This window comes from Streptomyces sp. NPDC002643 (assembly GCF_053592555.1).
In genome coordinates this window covers 15,275-33,493 of sequence record NZ_JBSFVY010000020.1, presented here as the reverse complement: position 1 = coordinate 33,493, position 18,219 = coordinate 15,275, and the positions used below count along the sequence as shown (strand labels likewise).

18 protein-coding genes are annotated in these 18,219 nt (G+C 70.7%); 10 read left to right on the top strand and 8 right to left on the bottom strand.

The features are described from left to right. Window positions 1-44 precede the first annotated feature (44 nt). Window positions 45-1,034 (top strand): GTP 3',8-cyclase MoaA, encoded by a 990-nt coding sequence (gene moaA, locus ACWD4G_RS28010; protein ID WP_451298117.1) that lies wholly within the window; start codon window positions 45-47, stop codon window positions 1,032-1,034. A gap of 32 nt (window positions 1,035-1,066) precedes the next feature. Here moaA and ACWD4G_RS28005 read toward each other — a convergent pair whose 3' ends face one another. Beyond that, complete coding sequence (locus tag ACWD4G_RS28005) at window positions 1,067-1,315, bottom strand: hypothetical protein (RefSeq protein ID WP_451298115.1); 249 nt, start codon at window positions 1,313-1,315, stop codon at window positions 1,067-1,069. A 243-nt stretch (window positions 1,316-1,558) separates the two neighbouring features. Further along, a complete protein-coding gene (locus ACWD4G_RS28000; RefSeq protein WP_451298113.1) occupies window positions 1,559-1,987 on the bottom strand; it encodes a DUF3099 domain-containing protein in 429 nt (142 codons plus the stop codon). A gap of 248 nt (window positions 1,988-2,235) precedes the next feature. On the opposite strand from ACWD4G_RS28000, the gene ACWD4G_RS27995 reads away from it, so the two are divergent. Next, window positions 2,236-2,517: a GlsB/YeaQ/YmgE family stress response membrane protein gene (locus ACWD4G_RS27995; protein ID WP_451298111.1), complete on the top strand. Its 282-nt coding sequence runs from the start codon at window positions 2,236-2,238 to the stop codon at window positions 2,515-2,517. A 98-nt stretch (window positions 2,518-2,615) separates the two neighbouring features. Here the strand turns inward: ACWD4G_RS27995 and tyrS are convergent, their stop codons facing one another. From tyrS to ACWD4G_RS27980, 3 genes are all read right to left on the bottom strand, one after another. Further along, window positions 2,616-3,884, bottom strand: coding sequence for a tyrosine--tRNA ligase (tyrS, locus tag ACWD4G_RS27990; protein ID WP_451298109.1), 1,269 nt, complete (start codon window positions 3,882-3,884; stop codon window positions 2,616-2,618). 116 nt (window positions 3,885-4,000) lie between these two features. Continuing rightward, window positions 4,001-5,413, bottom strand: a complete 1,413-nt coding sequence (locus ACWD4G_RS27985; protein WP_451298107.1) for a metallopeptidase TldD-related protein — start codon at window positions 5,411-5,413, stop codon at window positions 4,001-4,003. Then, window positions 5,410-6,933 (bottom strand): TldD/PmbA family protein, encoded by a 1,524-nt coding sequence (locus tag ACWD4G_RS27980; RefSeq protein ID WP_451298105.1) that lies wholly within the window; start codon window positions 6,931-6,933, stop codon window positions 5,410-5,412. Before ACWD4G_RS27980 ends, ACWD4G_RS27985 begins: the two co-directional genes overlap by 4 nt. Window positions 6,934-7,107: 174 nt before the next feature. Between ACWD4G_RS27980 and ACWD4G_RS27975 the strand changes: the two genes are divergently transcribed. From ACWD4G_RS27975 to ACWD4G_RS27960, 4 genes are all read left to right on the top strand, one after another. Next, the gene (locus ACWD4G_RS27975; RefSeq protein WP_451298103.1) at window positions 7,108-8,274 is read left to right on the top strand and encodes an SEC-C metal-binding domain-containing protein; all 1,167 of its coding nucleotides are present in this window, start codon (window positions 7,108-7,110) and stop codon (window positions 8,272-8,274) included. A gap of 202 nt (window positions 8,275-8,476) precedes the next feature. Beyond that, window positions 8,477-9,196: a 3-oxoacyl-[acyl-carrier-protein] reductase gene (gene fabG / locus ACWD4G_RS27970; protein WP_451298101.1), complete on the top strand. Its 720-nt coding sequence runs from the start codon at window positions 8,477-8,479 to the stop codon at window positions 9,194-9,196. 3 nt (window positions 9,197-9,199) lie between these two features. Next, window positions 9,200-9,967 carry an enoyl-ACP reductase FabI gene (fabI, locus tag ACWD4G_RS27965; RefSeq protein ID WP_451298099.1) on the top strand — a complete coding sequence of 256 codons (768 nt, stop codon included), beginning with the start codon at window positions 9,200-9,202 and terminating at the stop codon, window positions 9,965-9,967. Window positions 9,968-10,147: 180 nt separating this feature from the next. Next, window positions 10,148-10,540 (top strand): hypothetical protein, encoded by a 393-nt coding sequence (locus ACWD4G_RS27960; RefSeq protein ID WP_451298097.1) that lies wholly within the window; start codon window positions 10,148-10,150, stop codon window positions 10,538-10,540. On the opposite strand, the gene ACWD4G_RS27955 is transcribed toward ACWD4G_RS27960, so the two are convergent. Beyond that, window positions 10,515-11,210 carry a FadR/GntR family transcriptional regulator gene (locus ACWD4G_RS27955; protein ID WP_451298347.1) on the bottom strand — a complete coding sequence of 232 codons (696 nt, stop codon included), beginning with the start codon at window positions 11,208-11,210 and terminating at the stop codon, window positions 10,515-10,517. The genes ACWD4G_RS27960 and ACWD4G_RS27955 overlap by 26 nt on opposite strands. Window positions 11,211-11,322: 112 nt before the next feature. On the opposite strand from ACWD4G_RS27955, the gene ACWD4G_RS27950 reads away from it, so the two are divergent. The 4 genes from ACWD4G_RS27950 (at window position 11,323) to ACWD4G_RS27935 (ending at window position 13,976) form a co-directional block, all read left to right on the top strand. Continuing rightward, on the top strand, window positions 11,323-12,693 hold the full coding sequence (locus ACWD4G_RS27950; protein WP_451298095.1) for a CynX/NimT family MFS transporter: 1,371 nt from the start codon (window positions 11,323-11,325) through the stop codon (window positions 12,691-12,693). Window positions 12,694-12,741: 48 nt separating this feature from the next. Continuing rightward, the gene (locus ACWD4G_RS27945; protein ID WP_451298093.1) at window positions 12,742-12,858 is read left to right on the top strand and encodes an SGM_5486 family transporter-associated protein; all 117 of its coding nucleotides are present in this window, start codon (window positions 12,742-12,744) and stop codon (window positions 12,856-12,858) included. A 286-nt stretch (window positions 12,859-13,144) separates the two neighbouring features. Next, a complete protein-coding gene (locus tag ACWD4G_RS27940; protein ID WP_451298091.1) occupies window positions 13,145-13,360 on the top strand; it encodes a hypothetical protein in 216 nt (71 codons plus the stop codon). Between the two features lie 97 nt (window positions 13,361-13,457). Next, entirely contained in the window at window positions 13,458-13,976 is a 519-nt protein-coding gene (locus tag ACWD4G_RS27935; RefSeq protein ID WP_451298089.1) for a SixA phosphatase family protein, read from the top strand. A 421-nt stretch (window positions 13,977-14,397) separates the two neighbouring features. Here ACWD4G_RS27935 and serB read toward each other — a convergent pair whose 3' ends face one another. Together serB and ACWD4G_RS27925 are read right to left on the bottom strand one after the other, a co-directional pair. Further along, window positions 14,398-15,609, bottom strand: a complete 1,212-nt coding sequence (serB, locus tag ACWD4G_RS27930; RefSeq protein WP_451298087.1) for a phosphoserine phosphatase SerB — start codon at window positions 15,607-15,609, stop codon at window positions 14,398-14,400. A 414-nt stretch (window positions 15,610-16,023) separates the two neighbouring features. Continuing rightward, complete coding sequence (locus tag ACWD4G_RS27925; protein ID WP_451298085.1) at window positions 16,024-17,991, bottom strand: streptophobe family protein; 1,968 nt, start codon at window positions 17,989-17,991, stop codon at window positions 16,024-16,026. Window positions 17,992-18,219: the final 228 nt, after the last annotated feature.

Below are 18,219 nucleotides of genomic sequence, written 5' to 3'. Positions count from 1 at the left end.
GCAAGTGTTCGGGAATTACTGATCCGGTACGGGAGGGGGCCCACGTGCTCATCGACACCTACGGCCGAGTGGCCACCGACCTGAGAGTCTCGCTGACCGACCGCTGCAATCTGCGCTGTACGTACTGCATGCCCGAGGAGGGCCTGCAGTGGCTGGCCAAGCCGGACCTGCTGACGGACGACGAGATCGTCCGCCTGATCGACATAGCCGTGACCTCCCTCGGCATCGAGGAGGTCCGCTTCACCGGCGGTGAGCCGCTGCTGCGCCCCGGCCTGGTCGGCATAGTGGAGCGCGTGGCGGCCCTGACGCCCCGCCCCCAGATGTCCCTCACCACCAACGGCATCGGCCTCAAGCGCACGGCACCGGCCCTGAAGGCGGCGGGCCTGGACCGGGTCAACGTCTCCCTGGACACCCTGCGCCCGGACGTCTTCAAGAGGCTCACCCGACGCGACCGCCACAAGGACGTACTGGAGGGCCTGTTCGCCGCCCGCGAGGCCGGTCTGACCCCCGTCAAGGTCAACTCGGTCCTGATGCCGGGCCTGAACGAGGACGAGGCCCCCGACCTGCTGGCCTGGGCGGTGGAGCACGACTACGAGCTGCGCTTCATCGAGCAGATGCCCCTGGACGCCCAGCACGGCTGGAAGCGCGACAGCATGGTCACGGCGGGCGACATCCTGACCTCCCTGCGCACCCGCTTCGACCTCACCCCCGAGGGCCAGGACGAGCGGGGCTCGGCCCCGGCGGAGCGCTGGGCGGTCGACGGCGGCCCCCACCGCGTGGGCGTCATCGCCTCGGTCACCCGCCCCTTCTGCTCCGCCTGCGACCGAACCCGCCTCACCGCCGACGGCCAGGTACGCACCTGCCTCTTCGCCCGCGAGGAAACAGACCTGCGCGCCGCCCTGCGCTCCGACGCCCCCGACGAGGAGATAGCCCGCATCTGGCGCCTGGCGATGTGGGGCAAGAAAGCGGGCGCGGGCCTGGACGACCCGACGTTCGTCCAGCCGGAGAGGCCGATGTCGGCGATCGGGGGATGAGTCGGCGATCGGGGGGATGAACGGAGCGCCCGTCACCCCTGTCGCGCCCCCCACTCCTCCAGCGTCACCACATCCTTCAGAAACCCCCGCACCCCCAAGAACTGCGACAAGTGCTCCCGATGCTCCTCGCACGCGAGCCACGTCTTGCGCCGCTCCGGCGTATGCAGCTTGGGGTTGTTCCACGCCAGCACCCACACCGCATCCGCACGACACCCCTTGGCCGAACAGATGGGAGAAGAAGGCGAGGAGGGATCGGAGCCGGGGACGTTGAGGATGTTCACACGTCGACCCTAGCCGCTGAAAAGGCGACGCCGAGCAGCCACGGGGGGAGCTGCCCGGCGTCGGTCTGTCGCTCCGACGGGGGATGCGGAGCGCGTACGAAGTATGTCACGGGTAGGCCTCTGCCCGGCACAAGAACTACACGATTGATCTGAGCTTTTCTTGAGCCGGGGCGGGCGCCCTTATTCCGGTTCGCCCCGGTTTCCGGTGCTCGGACCGGGCCGGGGACCCGCTACACCCGGCCCTCAGGCCCGTTCTCGGGACTCACCGCGGTCACCGCCACCACCGGCCGGGTCGCCGGCGGCGTCTTCCGGGGCCGATTCCGCGAAGCCCTCCGCACGCTCGGACCCACCGGAACGGGCGCCGTCGGAGTCACACGGCGGCGCGATCATCGTCCGCATCGGCGCCATCACGAACGTGGACGGAAGGGAAGGCGCGCTCTCCCGGCCCGCGTTGGCGACCACCACAGCGATGTACGGCAGCACCATCCCGAGCACGAGTGCCACGACCGCGACATGCCGCTCGACATTCCACAGGACGGCCGCGGCGATCACGGAGAGGGTGCGGATCGACATGGAGATCACATAGCGTCGCTGTCTGGCGCGGACGTCGTCGGCGAGCCCCTGCCGGGCCCCGGTGATCCGGAAGACCTCGACGTTGCCCTGCTTCCGCATCACGTTCCACCACCCGCCTGTGTCGGACGCTCCCCGGCCCGTACCCCACCCGGTCCCGCCCCGCGGAACGGGGAACCGGTCGACTTCAACGGTACGCCTGGGCTGCGCCGCCTACGAGACCGGGTCACCTTCCACGGGGACGGGACGGCATCGGCCGTACCGCGTAGGCCACGGCCCGACATGCGGCGTAGGGCGAGCGGGCCGACACTGGGCGTATTGCTCACCTGGAGCCGTACGAGGAGGCAGCCATGGGCTGGTTGTGGGCGATCATCGTCGGATTCGTACTCGGCCTGCTGGCCAAGGCGATCATCCCGGGCAAACAGCACAGCCCACTCTGGCTGACGACGATCTTCGGCATGATCGGCGCCATCATCGGCAACGCGGTCGCCCGGGGCTTCGGAGTCGAGGAAACGGCCGGCATCGACTGGAGCCGCCACATCTTCCAACTGATCGCCGCGATCGTGATCGTGTACCTGGGCGACAGCCTGTACGTGGCAACGCTGGGCAAGAGGAAGCAGCGCGCCCCGTAAGGGGCGCGGGGCTGTATCGATTTGCGGCTCCGCCGCGCGGGCGCGAGCAACCACAACCAAAGCGGCACTCGCCACATCACCCACGCCCTCAATGGCGATCAGGCGCCCGTCACCTCAACGGCGGCCAAATTCTTCTTCCCCCGCCGAAGCACCAGCCACCGCCCATGAAGAAGCTCACCCTCCGCCGGCACCGCATCCTCGGCAGTGACCTTCACATTGTTCACGTACGCCCCGCCCTCCTTCACCGTCCGCCGCCCCGCCGACTTACTGGGCACCAGGCCGACCTCGGCGAAGAGATCCACCACCGGCGCCAGCCCGGCCACCTGGACATGCGGCACCTCGGCCAGCGCAGCGCCCAGCGTCTTCTCGTCCAGCTCCCCCAGCTCCCCCTGCCCGAAGAGGGCGCGGGACGCGGCGATCACCGCGGCGGTCTGTTCGGCGCCGTGGACGATCGTCGTCAGCTCCTCGGCGAGCGCCCGCTGCGCGGCCCGGGCCTGCGGCCGCTCCTCGGTCTGCTTCTCCAACTCCTCCAGCTCCGCAGGGGACTTGAAGGACAGGATGCGCATGTACCGCGAGACGTCCCGGTCGTCGACGTTCAGCCAGAACTGGTAGAACGCGTACGGCGTGGTCATCTCGGGGTCGAGCCAGACGGCGCCGCCCTCGGTCTTGCCGAACTTCGTGCCGTCCGCCTTGGTCATCAGCGGGGTCGCCAGCGCGTGCACATTGGCGTGCGGCTCCAGCTTGTGGATCAGGTCCAGCCCGGCGGTGAGGTTGCCCCACTGGTCGCTGCCGCCCTGCTGGAGCGTGCAGCCGTGGCGGCGGTACAGCTCCAGGAAGTCCATGCCCTGGAGCAGCTGGTAGCTGAACTCGGTGTAGCTGATGCCCTCCTCGGACTCCAGCCGCCGGGCGACGGAGTCCTTGGTCAGCATCTTGTTGACCCGGAAGTGCTTGCCGATGTCCCGCAGGAACTCGATGGCGGACAGTCCGGCGGTCCAGTCCAGGTTGTTCACCATCACGGCGGCGTTCTCGCCCTCGAAGGACAGGAACGGCTCGATCTGCGAGCGCAGCCGCGTCACCCACTGGGCGACGACCTCCGGGGCGTTCAGCGTGCGCTCGGCCGTCGGACGGGGGTCGCCGATCTGGCCGGTCGCGCCGCCGACGAGGGCCAGCGGACGCAGCCCGGCCTGCTGGAGCCGGCGCATGGTGAGCACCTGCACGAGGTGTCCGACGTGCAGAGACGGCGCGGTCGGGTCGAAGCCGCAATAGAACGTGACGGGACCGTCCGCGAGCGCCTTGCGCAAAGCGTCCTCGTCAGTGGACAGGGCGAACAGCCCCCGCCACTTCAGCTCGTCGACGATGTCCGTCACGGTTCTCGCGTCTCCTCGATGGTCTTCTCGCGATGGTCCTCGTGGCGATCTCCGCTGCGATCCTCGCGGTGATCATCCGGCAGTCGGGTGACAGCCGACCACGAACGCCTACGAGGTTATACGCCCTGACTGACAGAACTCATATTGAAGTCCGGCACCCGCAGCGCGGGCATCGCGGCCCTGGTGAAGTAGTCGCTCCACTCGCGCGGCAACGTCTTCTCGGTACGCCCCGCCTCCGTGGCCCGCCCCAGCAGATCCACCGGCGACTCGTTGAACCGGAAGTTGTTGACCTCGCCCGTGACCTCGCCGTTCTCCACGAGGTAGACGCCGTCCCGGGTCAGCCCGGTCAGCAGCAGCGTCGCCGGGTCGACCTCGCGGATGTACCACAGGCAGGTCAGCAGCAGACAGGGCCCACGATGGTCCGTGTCCGCGACCATCTCCTCCAGAGAACGGTCGTGACCGCCGTCGAGGATCAGATTGCCGATCGCCGGCGCCACCGGCAGCCCGGTCAGCCCCGCGCTGTGGCGGGAGGTCGTCAGATTCGCGATCTCGCCCGCGCGGATCCACTCGGTCGTCTTCAGCGCGAGTCCGTTGTCGAAGACCGAGCTGTCGCCGCCCGAGGAGTGGGCCAGCACGAACGGCGCGGACTCCAGGCCCGGCTCGTTCGGGTCGCTGCGCAGGCTCAGCGGCAGCTCGGTGAGCCGCTCGCCGATCCTCGTACCGCCGCCGGGCTTGCTGAAGACCGTACGGCCCTCGGCGGCGTCCCGCGCCGACGCCGACCACATCTGGTAGATCAGCAGGTCCGCCACGGCCGTCGGCGGCAGCAGCGTCTCGTAGCGCCCGGCGGGCAGTTCGATGCGCCGCTCGGCCCAGCCGAGGCGTACGGCCAGCTCCGTGTCCAGGGCCGCCGGGTCGACGTCCTTGAAGTCCCGTGTGGAGCGGCCCGCCCAGGCCGAGCGCCTGCGGTCCGGGGACTTGGCGTTCATCTCCAGCGTCCCGTTCGGCTGGTCGTGCCGCAGCCGCAGGCCCGTCGACGTCCCCAGATAGCTGGAGACCATCTCGTGGTTGGCGAAGCCGTACAGCTCCCGGCCGCCCGCACGCGCGCGTGCGAACGATTCGCCGAGGGCCGGGGCGAAGTCGGTGAACACGGCGGAGGAGGTCTCGGCGGGCGCGTCGGCGAAGTCGGGGGAGTGCTCCGCGCCCGTGACCAGCGGCTGGGCGTCCTCGGCGGGCCCGGCACCGCGCGCGGCGGCCTCGGCGGCCCGCACCAGCGGCTCCAGCTCGTCGGCGGTCACGGCGGAGCGGGAGACGACCCCGGAGGCGGTGCCCTCCTTGCCGTCGACGGTGGCGACGACGGTGACCGAGCGCCCACGCGTGACGCCGTTCGTGGTCAACGCGTTGCCGGCCCAGCGCAGATTGGCCGTCGAGTACTCGTCGGCGATCACCACACACCCGTCTGCCCGCGACAGCTCAAGAGCCCGCTCGACGATCTCGTGCGGCTTGTGAGCCGAGGTGTTGCGCGCGCTCATCGACCGGCCTCCTGCGTGGTGTTCAGAATGTTGACGCCCTTGAAGAGGGCCGACGGGCAGCCGTGCGAGACCGACGCGACCTGGCCCGGCTGGGCCTTGCCGCAGTTGAAGGCACCGCCCAGGACGTAGGTCTGCGGCCCGCCCACGGCCGCCATGGCCCCCCAGAAGTCGGTCGTCGTCGCCTGGTACGCGACATCCCGCAGCTGGCCGGTGATCCGCCCGTTCTCGATCCTGAAGAACCGCTGACCCGTGAACTGGAAGTTGTACCTCTGCATGTCGATGGACCACGACCGGTCCCCGACCACATAGATCCCCCGGTCCACCCCACCGATCAGATCCTCGGTGGACAGCCCCGCCGGGTCCGGCTGGAGCGACACATTGGCCATGCGCTGCACCGGCACATGCCCGGGGGAGTCGGCGTACGCGCACCCGTTGGACCGCCCGAGCCCGGTCAGCCGGGCGATCCTGCGATCCAGCTGATAGCCGACGAGGGTCCCGTCCTTCACCAGATCCCAGCTCTGCCCTTCCACGCCCTCGTCGTCGTACCCGATGGTCGCGAGACCGTGCTCGGCGGTGCGGTCACCGGTGACGTTCATCAGCTCGGAGCCGTACTTCAGTTTGCCCAGCTTGTCGAAGGTGGCGAAGGAGGTACCGGCGTACGCGGCCTCGTAGCCGAGCGCGCGGTCCAGCTCGGTGGCGTGGCCGATGGACTCGTGGATGGTCAGCCAGAGGTTCGACGGGTCGACGACCAGGTCGTACAGACCCGACCGGACGCTCGGCGCCCGCATCTTCTCGGCGAGCAGTCCGGGAAGCTGGGCCAGCTCCTCGTCCCAGTCCCAGCCGGTGCCCGTCACATACTCCCAACCCCGCCCGACCGGCGGCGCCAGCGTCCGCATGGAGTCGAACTCACCGCTGGACTCGTCCACGGACACGGCGGTGAGCGACGGATGCAGCCGCACCCGCTGCTGTGTCGTGACGGTCCCGGCGGTGTCGGCGTAGAACTTGTTCTCGTGGACCGTGAGCAGCGAGGCATCCACATGGTCGACCCCGTCGGCGGCCAGCAGCCGCGCGCTCCACTCCGTGAGGAGCGCGGACTTCTCCTCATCCGGCACGCTGAACGGATCGATCGCGTACGACGACACCCAGGTCTTCTCCGAGTGCACCGGCTCGTCCGCCAGCTCCACCCGCTCATCGGACCCGGCGGCCTTGATCACCTGGGCCGACAGCTTGGCCATGGCCACGGCCTGCGAGGCGACCTTCGCGGCGGCGTCCATCGTCAGATCCACCCCGGACGCGAACCCCCAGGTCCCCCCGTGCACCACCCGCACCGCGTACCCGAGATCGGTCGTGTCCGACGACCCGGCGGGCTTGGCGTCCCGCAGCCGCCAGGACGCACTGCGCACCCGTTCGAACCGGAAGTCCGCATGCTCGGCCCCGAGGGCACGCGCGCGTGCGAGCGCGGCGTCGGCCAGGGCCCTCAGCGGTAGTGCCAGAAATGATTGATCGACTTCATGGGGCACGGGTGGGAATCCCTTCGCTCTGACCGTCACACAGGTCCTGATCGATCCATATCGATCCATCGAATCGCCAGGCCGAAGTCAAGCACGCCCGGGGCCCGCCCCACATGCCGAATATCCAGCGCCTCCGAGGCTCTCGCGCGGCGCCTGCGCCTCCGCTCGACCTACGGTGGACTCATGGCCAGCAAGCGCCACACCGGCGGCAAGCACAGGGGGAACACGAAAGCGCACGGCAGCAGGCGCCCACCGGCCCTCAGGGGCACCGCACCTTCTTCACCGGCCGATCACGCCAAGGCGGCCCAGGAGTGCGAGGAACTGGCGGAACAGCACCCCGAGGACCGTGAGGAACTGCTCCTGGAGGCCGCCGACGCGTGGAGCGACGCGGGCGAGTACGACCGCGCCATCGCCCTGTACGAACGACTGCTGGACGCGGACGACGGGGCGGGAGGCTGCGCCGAACCGGACCTGGTGGACGCCTATCGCATCGGGGTGCTGTGGGACGCCGGGCGGAGCGAGGAGGCCCGCGCGGTGGCCGCCGCGTTCCGCCGACGGCATCCCCGGCACGCCGGCGCCTGGAACTTCGTCGCGGAGGCGTTCGAGGCGGGGGACGAGCCGGCCACGGCCGCCGAGTGGTTCACGGCCGGCATCGCACACGCCCTCGGCGCGGGCACGACGGTGACCGTGGACACGGTGGAGGCCGATCCGCACCACTACGACGTCGAGACGCTCGTCATCGGCCGCCACCGGGTGCGCAGACTGCTCGGTGAGCCGCACGACGACTGGGACGACGTGGCCGACGAACTCCACGACCGTCGGGCAGCCCCCTTCCTCGGCCGGGTGACACCGCTCGACGAGATGCATGATCCGCTCCGGCTGATGCGGATGGCGGAGGGCGTACCCGAGGCGTTGGAGGCCGCGATCGAGGCGCTGCCGGACGAACTCAGGGGCGGCCGACTGCCCGCGCGTACGGCCGTGCGGAGCACCTGCGTCCTGTACTGGCCGCCCGAGGAGTTCACCGGGCTCCTGGAGCGCCGGCCGACGGCGGCGGACGCCTACGGCACCGATCAGGCCGGCCACCGGCGGCAGGTCGAACGCACGCTGAGGGAGCTGTCCGAGGAGGGCGCCCCACACCTCGCCGTCGGTCGTGCCACGGTGAGCGGTCTGGAGTCCCATGCGGCGGAAACCGGCCGATCCCCCGACGCGCCGGACACCCGGTCCGCGTACGCCGCCGAGCTCGCCCGCCTGGGACGGGTGACCGACTGGCCGCCGCCCCGGAACGCCCCCTGCTGGTGCGGCTCGGCGCGCAAGTACAAGAAGTGCTGCGGAAACCCCGCGGACGGATGATCCGACCGGCCACGAACGGACGATCCGACCGACTGTAGGAATCCGACAGTGTGTACCCGATGCCACTGTCGGTGGCCGATCGCCCGTGAGGCAGGACGGACCGATAGGTTTTCGGGGAAGCCGCCTGTCATCCAGCTGTTCGGACAGGCGTCCGGACCGCTGTGAAAGACCGCCGCAAGACCGCTAAGGAAAGGGTGATCCGTTGAGCCGCTCGGTTCTCGTCACCGGAGGCAACCGGGGCATCGGCCTCGCCATCGCCCGCGCGTTCGCCGAGAACGGCGACAAGGTCGCGTACACATACCGCTCGGGTGAGCCACCGGCGGCCCTCGCGGAGCTGGGCTGCCTCGCGGTCAGGTGTGACATCACCGACAGCGAGCAGGTGGAGCAGGCATACAAGGAGATCGAGGCCCAGCACGGCCCGGTCGAGGTCCTCATCGCCAACGCCGGCGTCACCAAGGACCAGCTCCTGATGCGGATGTCCGAGGAGGACTTCACCTCGGTCATCGACACCAACCTCACCGGCACCTTCCGCGTCGTCAAGCGTGCCAACCGCGGCATGCTGCGCGCCAAGAAGGGCCGCGTCGTCCTCATCTCGTCCGTCGTCGGGCTGTACGGCGGCCCCGGCCAGGCCAACTACGCCGCCTCCAAGGCCGCCCTCGTCGGCTTCGCGCGCTCCCTCGCCCGTGAGCTGGGCTCGCGCAACATCACCTTCAACGTCGTCGCCCCCGGCTTCGTCGACACCGACATGACCAAGGTGCTCACCGACGAGCAGCGCTCCACCATCGTGTCGCAGGTGCCGCTCGGCCGTTACGCGCAGCCCGAGGAGATCGCCGCGACGGTGCGGTTCCTCGCCTCGGACGACGCCTCGTACATCACTGGAGCCGTCATCCCCGTAGACGGCGGACTGGGAATGGGTCACTGAACCATGAGCGGAATCCTCGACGGCAAGCGCGTTCTGATCACCGGTGTGCTGATGGAGTCCTCCATCGCCTTCCACACCGCCAAGCTGGCCCAGGAGCAGGGCGCCGAGATCATCCTCACGGCGTTCCCCCGGCCCACGCTCACCGAGCGCATCGCCAAGAAGCTCCCCAAGCCCACCAAGGTCATCGAACTCGACGTGACGAACGACGAGCACCTCGGGCGGCTCGCCGACATCGTCGGTGAGGAGCTCGGCGGCCTGGACGGTGTCGTCCACTCCATCGGCTTCGCCCCCCAGGACGCGCTCGGCGGCAACTTCCTCAACACCCCGTTCGAGTCCGTCGCCACCGCCATGCACGTCTCGGCGTACTCCCTGAAGTCGCTCACCATGGCCTGTCTGCCGCTGATGCAGGACGGCGGCTCGGTCGTCGGCCTCACCTTCGACGCGAAGTTCGCCTGGCCGCAGTACGACTGGATGGGCCCGGCCAAGGCCGCCCTGGAGGCCACCAGCCGTTACATCGCCCGTGACCTGGGCAAGCAGAACATCCGCTGCAACCTCGTCTCCGCCGGCCCGCTCGCCTCCATGGCCGCCAAGTCCATCCCGGGCTTCGGTGAGCTGGCCTCCGTGTGGGACAACCGTTCGCCGCTGGAGTGGGACCTCAAGGACCCCGAGCCGGCCGGCCGCGGTGTCGTCGCGCTGCTCAGCGACTGGTTCCCGAAGACCACCGGCGAGATCATCCACGTCGACGGCGGACTGCACGCCATCGGCGCCTGACCGCCACCGCTTCGGCTCGGCCGAACGTTCGAGGGCGCGCACCCTTTCGGGTGGGCGCCCTCGTCGTATGCGTCGCCACCGCCACTGTCACTCGTTCGGCTCACCCGGCGGGTCACCGGGGCGCGGTGACGCGCACGCTGGACGTACACCGCTCAGCCGCTCGGCCGAGGAGGTTCCGTTGTGCGTCTGTTCCGCAGCTTCGCCCCGGTCGCCCTCGCCGCAGCCCTCCTGGCCTGTTTCCCGTACGAGGCGATACCGCACGCGCGCGTGGGGCACGGACACACGCGCGTGGGGGGCGGAAACGTCTACGCGCGCGTGACCGCCGACCGGCCCGATCCCTTCGGCGCCTCCTGCTACAGCCGGGTCTTCGGCTCCCAGGTGATCGGCTACTGCTTCAACCGCTACGCCGAACTCGACCATGTACGCATGCACATCGAGTGCGAGCGGTGGTGGGACCTCGACAGCGACGGGGCCCCGGTCGAGGCGGGCCCCGCGCAGACCGTACGGCTCACCGGACGCTGCTGGAAGGAGGTCCGGGAGGTGTGGTTCAGCCACCACCGCCTGGCGGACTGACCCGGCCGGGACGGCACTGGAACGGATAGTCGGCCGCCTCCGCCGCCGCGGCCTCCTCGTCACCCTCGCGGATCGCGTCCACCAGCCGGGTGTGGTCCATGTACGTCTCCGGGGTCAGCTCCTCGCCGACGTCGCCGCGCAGCCAGTCCCGCAGCACCTCGCCCAGATCGGCGTAGACGGCCGTGACGACGTCGTTGTGGGACGCGGCCACCACCGCCAGGTGGAACGTCGCGTCCGCCGCCACGAACGCCTCCGCGTCGCCCGACTCCCACGCCTCCTCACGCCGTACGAGCAGCGCGTCCAACTGCTTCAGGTCCCTCCCGGTGCGCCGCCGGGCGGCCAGCTTGGCCGCACTCGACTCCAGCGCGGAACGCAGCTCGGCGACATGGGTCGGATCGGCGTCGGCGAAGCGGCGGTGCATCACACCGGCCAGCTCACTGGTCGCGATGACATAGGTGCCGGAGCCCTGCCGGATGTCCAGCAGCCCGTTGTGCGCCAGCGCCCGCACCGCCTCACGCACGGTGTTCCGGGCGACGCCCAACTGCTCCACCAGCTCCGGCTCGGTGGGGATGCGGGAGCCCACCGGCCACTCGCCCGAGGTGATCTGGTTCCGCAGGGCGGCGATGACCTGCTCGGACAACGCCGATCGACGGGGATGGCTCAGCGGCATGACGGTCCTTCGCGCCAAAGGGATGCGGTCCTGGATCAGGGCGGTACCGGGATTCTGCACCAGTCACCCCCGGATGGACAGTCAATCATCCTATGATTCTATGATGGGCGCCATGGTGAGTGAGAAAGCCCTGCAGTCGGTGCCGGTCGAACGAGACCCGGGCCCGCCCCCGGGACCGGGCACGCTGCCGGGACCGGGCGCACCCCAGGGGCAGGCCTCGTCCTCGGTGACGGGCACGCCCCGGGGATCGGCCTCACCTTCGGCTGCGGGCACGCGCGCGTGGGCGAAGCGGGTCATGATCGTCGGCATCGTTCTGACCGCCCTCAACCTCCGCCCCGCCATCACCAGCCTCGGCGCCCTCCTCGAAGAGGTGCGCGACGGGCTCGGGATGAGCGGCAGCGTGGCCGGTGTCCTCACCTCGGTGCCGCCGCTCTGCTTCGCCGTCTTCGGTGTCATGGCCCCCCGGCTCGCCCGGCGCTTCGGTCCCGCCGCCGTGGTCTGCGCCGGCATGGCCGCCATCGCCACCGGCCTGCTGATGCGGCCATACGTGGGTGGCACAGCCGGTACGGCCGGCTTCCTCGCCGCCAGCGCGCTCGCCCTGATGGGCATCGCCGTCAGCAACGTCCTGATGCCGGTCATCGTCAAGGGCTGGTTCCCCGACCGGGTCGGCTCCATGACGGGCCTGTACTCCATGGCCCTCGCCGTCGGCACCTCCGCCGCCGCAGGCGTCACGGTTCCCATGACCGAGGCGCTGGGCGGCAGTTGGCAGACCGGGCTCGCCGTATGGGCGCTCCTCGCGGGGGTGGCCGTGGTGCCTTGGCTGCCGTTCGTACGGGGTCGGGAGCTGGAAGGATCGCGGCCCGTGTCGGCCCACGTGCGCGCGGAGCGCTCAGCGCCGCGGATCACCCGGAGCCGTACCGCGTGGGCGCTCGCCGTGTTCTTCGGGCTTCAGGCGACCGCCGCGTACATCACGATGGGGTGGCTTCCGCAGATCTTCCGGGACGCCGGGGTCTCGGCGGACACGGCGGGACTGCTGCTGGCGGTCACGATGGTCATGGGCGTACCGCTGGCCTTCGTGATCCCCCGGCTCGCCACCCGGCTGCCCCACCAGGGGCCGATCGCGGCGGTACTGGGCGTCTGCGGACTCCTCGGCTACGGCGGTCTGTACCTCGCCCCGGCGGGCGGCGCCTGGGCCTGGGCACTGCTGCTCGGCGTCGCCAACTGCGCCTTCCCGCTGGCCCTCACCCTGGTCGGCATGCGGTCCCGGACCGGCGCGGGCGTGGCCCGGCTGTCCGCGTTCGCGCAGAGCACCGGGTATCTGATCTCGATCCCCGGCCCACTCCTCGTAGGCGTCCTCTACCAGCACAGCGGCGGCTGGGGGCTGCCCCTCGCCCTCATGGCGGTGCTGATGATCCCGCAGATCGCGATGGGTGTCCTGGCGGGCCGCGACCGGATGGTGGAGGACGAGACGGCGCTGTGCTGAGGGCACCCCGGAAGCCGCGCCGTGGGCCGGGGGTGCGAGACTTGGCCCATGCCAGTGCTCGACCCGAACCCCCAGAACGGTCAGAAGAAGATGCTCATCGTCTTCGGCTCGTTCCTCGCCATCTTCGTCGTCATCGGGATCATCGCGGCGATCGCCTCTCCGTGACGGTGTGACTCCTTGACGGTGTGACTCCGGCACGGTGCGAAACCGGGACGCTGCGAATCCGGGACGGCGTGACTGCGGGACGGCACGCCTCCAAGCCCGCCTGTCGCCGACATCGGGGGTGGGGTTGTCCCCACCATCCCCTAGGGGGCGAGTCTCAGGGTCAAGTGGGTGGATCACCGGATGTGTTGGCGCGCACGGATTCCGTAACTTCGAGGTGTGGCCGCGAGGACCCCACGAGGGACCACGGAGGACCGGCCACCGACCACTCGAAGACCACGGAGGCGGCATGTCGGCGCGTACGCACCCCCGATCCCACCCGGCGACCACGGGCGGCGTCGCCGTCCGGCTGCCCTGGTGGGCCCTCGCCCTCCCCGCCGTCGGCTTCGTCACCCTCCTGCTGCTGATCCTCAACCCCGGGAACGCCCAGGCGGCGAGCGGCGGCCCCGTGATCTCCCTCGTCGTGGAGCACATACGGCACGCGCTCCCGGCCCTCGTCCCATGACGGGCGGCCGAGCCGCAGGTAGCACAGTCACGGGTGCCGAGTATCCGCACTTCAACTCCCTGCGCCCTGTGGCCTGTTTCATGCGAAGCTGGGACACATGAGCGTCGCAGAACCCCGCAGGATTGTCCTCTTCCGGCATGCGAAGGCCGACTGGCCCCAGGTGTCCGACCACGAGCGCCCGCTCGCCGACCGGGGCCGTACGGACGCCGCAGTCGCCGGGCGCAAGCTGGCAGACTCCGGCATCCCCTTCGACCTTGCCCTCTGCTCCACCTCCGTCAGGACCCGCGAGACCTGGAAGCTGGCCGTGCACGAACTGCCGGAACGGCCGAAAACCGTCTACGAGGAGCGGATCTACGAGGCCTCGCCCGGCGAGCTGATCGCCCTGCTCAACGAAACCCCGGACGACGCGCAGAACGTTCTGCTGATCGGCCACAACCCCGGTGTCCAGGCGCTCGCCGAGATCCTCGCCGGCCACGCCGAGGGCGACGCCCGCGAGCGCATGACCCGCCGGGACTTCCCGGCCGCCGCCTTCGCGGTCCTCTCCTTCGAGGGCTCCTGGAAGACCCTGGAACCGGGCGTCGGCACCCTGCGCGACTACTGGGCCCCGACGGACTGACCCCCGCCGACCGTCCGCCTCCGACGGTTCTGGCCGGTCCACCGGCTGGGTCCGGCCCGGTCGGCGGGGGAGGCGCAGTCCGGCTCGGCCCGGTGGGGGAGCCCGGTCCGGCCCGTCCGCCCCACGCACGACGAAGGCCCGGCACCGATGCGGTGCCGGGCCTTCCGTACGCTCGGGTGACACAGTTCTCCACGCGCGTCCGGGCCTGACCTGGCATCCGAAGGTCGTCTGCCTGGCAGGCGGCTGGCGTACGACTGCCAGGCGGACGACAGTCGGATGCCGTTCGTCTGCGGCCCAGCTCCCGTCCGTCCGGCTACGGACTCGCTACCTGCCGTGCGACCGGGGGCCCACATCTCCTGCCGTCCGGCTCCGACTGTGGCCCACGTTCGTCCGTCCGACTGCGGCCTCGGCGTCTGCCGCGCTACTGCTCGTCCTGGGTGTCCGCCGCCTCGACCTCTTCCCGGGTGACGCCGAGGAGGTAGAGGACGGTGTCGAGGAAGGGGAAGTTCACGGCGGTGTGGGCGGCCTCGCGGACCACCGGCTTGGCGTTGAAGGCGACACCGAGGCCGGCGGCGTTGAGCATGTCGAGATCGTTGGCGCCGTCGCCGATCGCCACGGTCTGGGCCAGCGGCACCCCCGCCTCCGCCGCGAACCGGCGCAGCAGCCGGGCCTTGCCCGCGCGGTCGACGATTTCGCCGACGACCTTGCCGGTGAGCCTGCCGTCAATGATCTCCAGGGTGTTGGCCTGGGCGAAGTCCAGCCCCAGCCGCTCCTTGAGGTCGTCCGTGACCTGCGTGAACCCGCCCGAGACGACGCCCACTTGGAAGCCGAGCCGCTTCAGCGTACGGATCAGGGTGCGCGCCCCCGGCGTGAGCCGCACCTCGCTGCGGACCTTGTCCACCACCGAGGCGTCGAGCCCCTCCAACAACGCCACGCGCGCGTGCAGCGACTGCTCGAAGTCCAGCTCACCGCGCATCGCGGCGGCCGTCACCTCGGCAACCTCCTTCTCGCACCCGGCGTGCGCGGCGAAGAGTTCGATCACCTCGTCCTGGATGAGCGTGGAGTCCACGTCCATGACCACCAGCCGCTGCGCCCGCCGGTGCAGTCCCGCCGCGACCACGGCCACGTCCACGCCCAGCGCCACCGACTCGGTCACCAGAGCCGTCCGCAGGGTCTCCGGTTCCGTACCGGACACCGCGAACTCCACCGCCGTCACCGGGTACTTGGCGAGTCGGAAGATACGGTCGATGTTGCCGCCGGTCGCCGTGATGCGGGCGGCGATACGGGCGGTGGACTCGGCGGTCAGCGGGTGGCCGAGGACGGTGACGTGGGAGCGGCCGAGGCCGCGCGGGCGGTTGTCGCCGAGGCCGGAGATGATCTCCGCCTGCATCTTCATCGACTCCGCCCAACTGTGGACGGTCGCCCGTAGATCGCCCTCCTGCCCGGCGGGCGGCTCGGTCACGAGCGCGCACAGCACGATCCGGCCACGGGTGACGACCTGCTCGATGTCGACCACGTCGACGGAGTATGTGGCGAGGGTGTCGAACAGCCCGGCGGTGATGCCCGGCCTGTCCTTGCCGAAGATCTTGACGAGGAGGGTGGGGGCGTCAGAGGAGGTCTGCGAAGCGCTCATGATGTTCCCACCGTATCCGGCGCCTCATGCCTTTTGCCCCTGAGGTCCGCCCAGCGGACGGAGAACACTGGGTTACCAGAGTTTGAAGCGAATCAGGATCGAGTACGAAGCCCGGACGACTCCGCCGGAAAGGCCCCCACTCGTGCACCTCGGCGGCCCCGCGACGCCGCGCGGTGGCAGGGCCGGGTGTCGGCGGGGCGGTGCTGTGGCAGGGCAGGGTGGCTGTGGGGTGCTGCTGCGGCTGGGGCGGGTGGGTTGAGGGAGGTGCCGTAGCGGAGCTGGGCGCCTGCCGGGGCGTGCTGTGGCGCACTTGGACGGTCATGGGGGCGGTGGCGTCCGTCGCACTTCGGGGTTCATCGGAGCGGCTTTTCCTCCGATTACCGGTGACCTTGACGCCTCAACGCACGGTGCCTTTCAACGCCCCCGTCGCCCAGACGGCGGGGGAGGAGGCGGAGGCGGTGGCGGCGGTGGTGGGGGTGCGGGTGGAGGCGGCGAGGGTCGCCCCTCCGCCGAGCGGGGCGGGGGAGGCGGTGTCGGTTCCGGCGGTGGCGGCGGCGCCGGCCAGCGTCCCGACCTGGGCCCCGGCCCGGACCTTGACCCGGACCTCGACCCGGAAGCGGTCCCTGACCCGGACCCCGCCCCCCGAGGTCCTTCCGCCCCCCTCGCACCCCCCGCCCCCCGCAACTCCTCCGGCAGCCGCAAATAAGGATTCGTATCCGGGTTCGGCGGCAGATAAGGCGTGCTCGGCGTGTACGGCCCCGACGGAGTGGCCGCCGACGAAGACGCCCCCAAGCAGCTCTCGCCAGTGGACGCACCCTCTGCGCCCCCCGAAGCCCCATGACCCCCCACATCCCCCCGAGCCAACGGCGCCGCCCTCAACCCGGCCGACTTCGTGGCGTAGGCCAGCAGCGCCCCGGCGGCCCCCGCTCCCGCCCCCCACACCGCGCCCAGCACCAAGGCCGTCGCCGTCTGGCCGCGCAGCTCGATGCCCGCGTCGAACGCGTCGATGCCGAACACGGCCAGCGATGCGTCCACCGACACCTCCGTCGCCCGGACAAGCAGCGGCAGTGCGATCGCCGTCACCACCCCGAGCCGAAGGGCGCAGCGCCCGGCGAACGCGAGCGCGCTCCCGCCTCGTACATCCGCACCGGTCGAATCCCAGCCACTCGCCTCGGCCGAGCCCCGTACAAAAGGCGTAGTGGCAGACGTACCGGACGGTGGCCTGTCCGCCGTCGTACCGAAAGGCGTCCGCACGGCCGTCAACGCCCCGGCGTACAGCATCATCAGTGCCGTCGCCACGCCCAACAGCCAGACCCGGTTGTCCAGTTCGGCAAGGCGGCCGAGCGTGACCGGCTCGTCGGCGCCGATGCGGAGCAGTTCGTCGAGGGGATCGGGGAGGACATCGGCGAGGGCGCCGGTCGCGCGGCCGTTCCAGGGGACGAAGAGGCCGATGGGGACGCCCAGCCACACCCCGTTGGGGGCGCCGAGCAGGGCCGCGCCGGCGATCCGCCGGGGGTGGGGGTCGCCGATCGCCGCGTACGCCGCCGCCGCGAGCCCGGCGAGGACCGCCACCAGCAGCACGGTGACGAGGGCGGACACGGCGGGCCGTACGACCCGGTGCGCGGCGTCGAGACCGCGCGGCAGGGGCGTGCGGCGCGAGGCCAGCAGGGCGATCAGCAGGACGCCGACGCACCAGGCCGGCGCGCCGAGGAGTGTGGGTACGGTGTCGACGGTGAAGCCCACCTGGGCGTTGGCGTTCGCCAGGTCGCCGAGGCGGTCCGGGAGCAGGCCGCCGCCGATGTCTCCGACGTCTCCGAGGCCGGGGATCTCGACGCCGTCCAGGTCGCCGCCGCCCGGCAGTTGCTCGTCGAGGCCCAACTCGCCGCCGTCGAGGGTGATCACCGCCTGCCCGGCCCACGACAGCCCGCCCATCAGCGCCACGAACAGCACGACCACCGTGCCCGCGCGCACCAGGAGTTCACCGGGCGCGATCACAACTCCCGCGCCCCGCACAGGCCCTCCCACGCCCCGCGGCGACACCCCCGCACCCCTCAACGAGCGCAGGAAGAACCACGACAAAAGGAGCGCACCCACGAGGCTCACACCCAGTGGCGTGATCTCGATGGCCGTGGTCGCCTCCGCTCCTTCCAGGCCAAACACGGACACGTCGCCGGACGGAGTGACCGAACCACCCGCCCCAAGTGCCACGACCGCCGCCGTCATGGGCCCCAGTTCACCCGCGGTATCGGCCTCCAGCAGATGCAGACCGAGCGCGGCCGTCGCCGCCATCCCGATCAACGCCCAGCTCACAGCGGCCATCGCGGAGAAGAGCACATCCCCCCACGGCGTCCTCCTGCCATGGCCGACGGACTGGTTGCTCATGCTCGGACCCCCCGATCCGCATCGCGGCGTTGCACCGCCGATGTCCCCCTCGCGTGGGATTACCACTCTCCGACCAGGTTTCGACCCCGTCAACGGGACGGGAAAACGACCCCGTACGTTCCCTTCACAAGGCCCGACTTTCGGTCAGGGGGCCGAGCCTGAAATAGTTCCCCCCGATGTTCGACATCCCTAGACTCCCTGTGATGGGGGAAACTCGGGGGACAACTC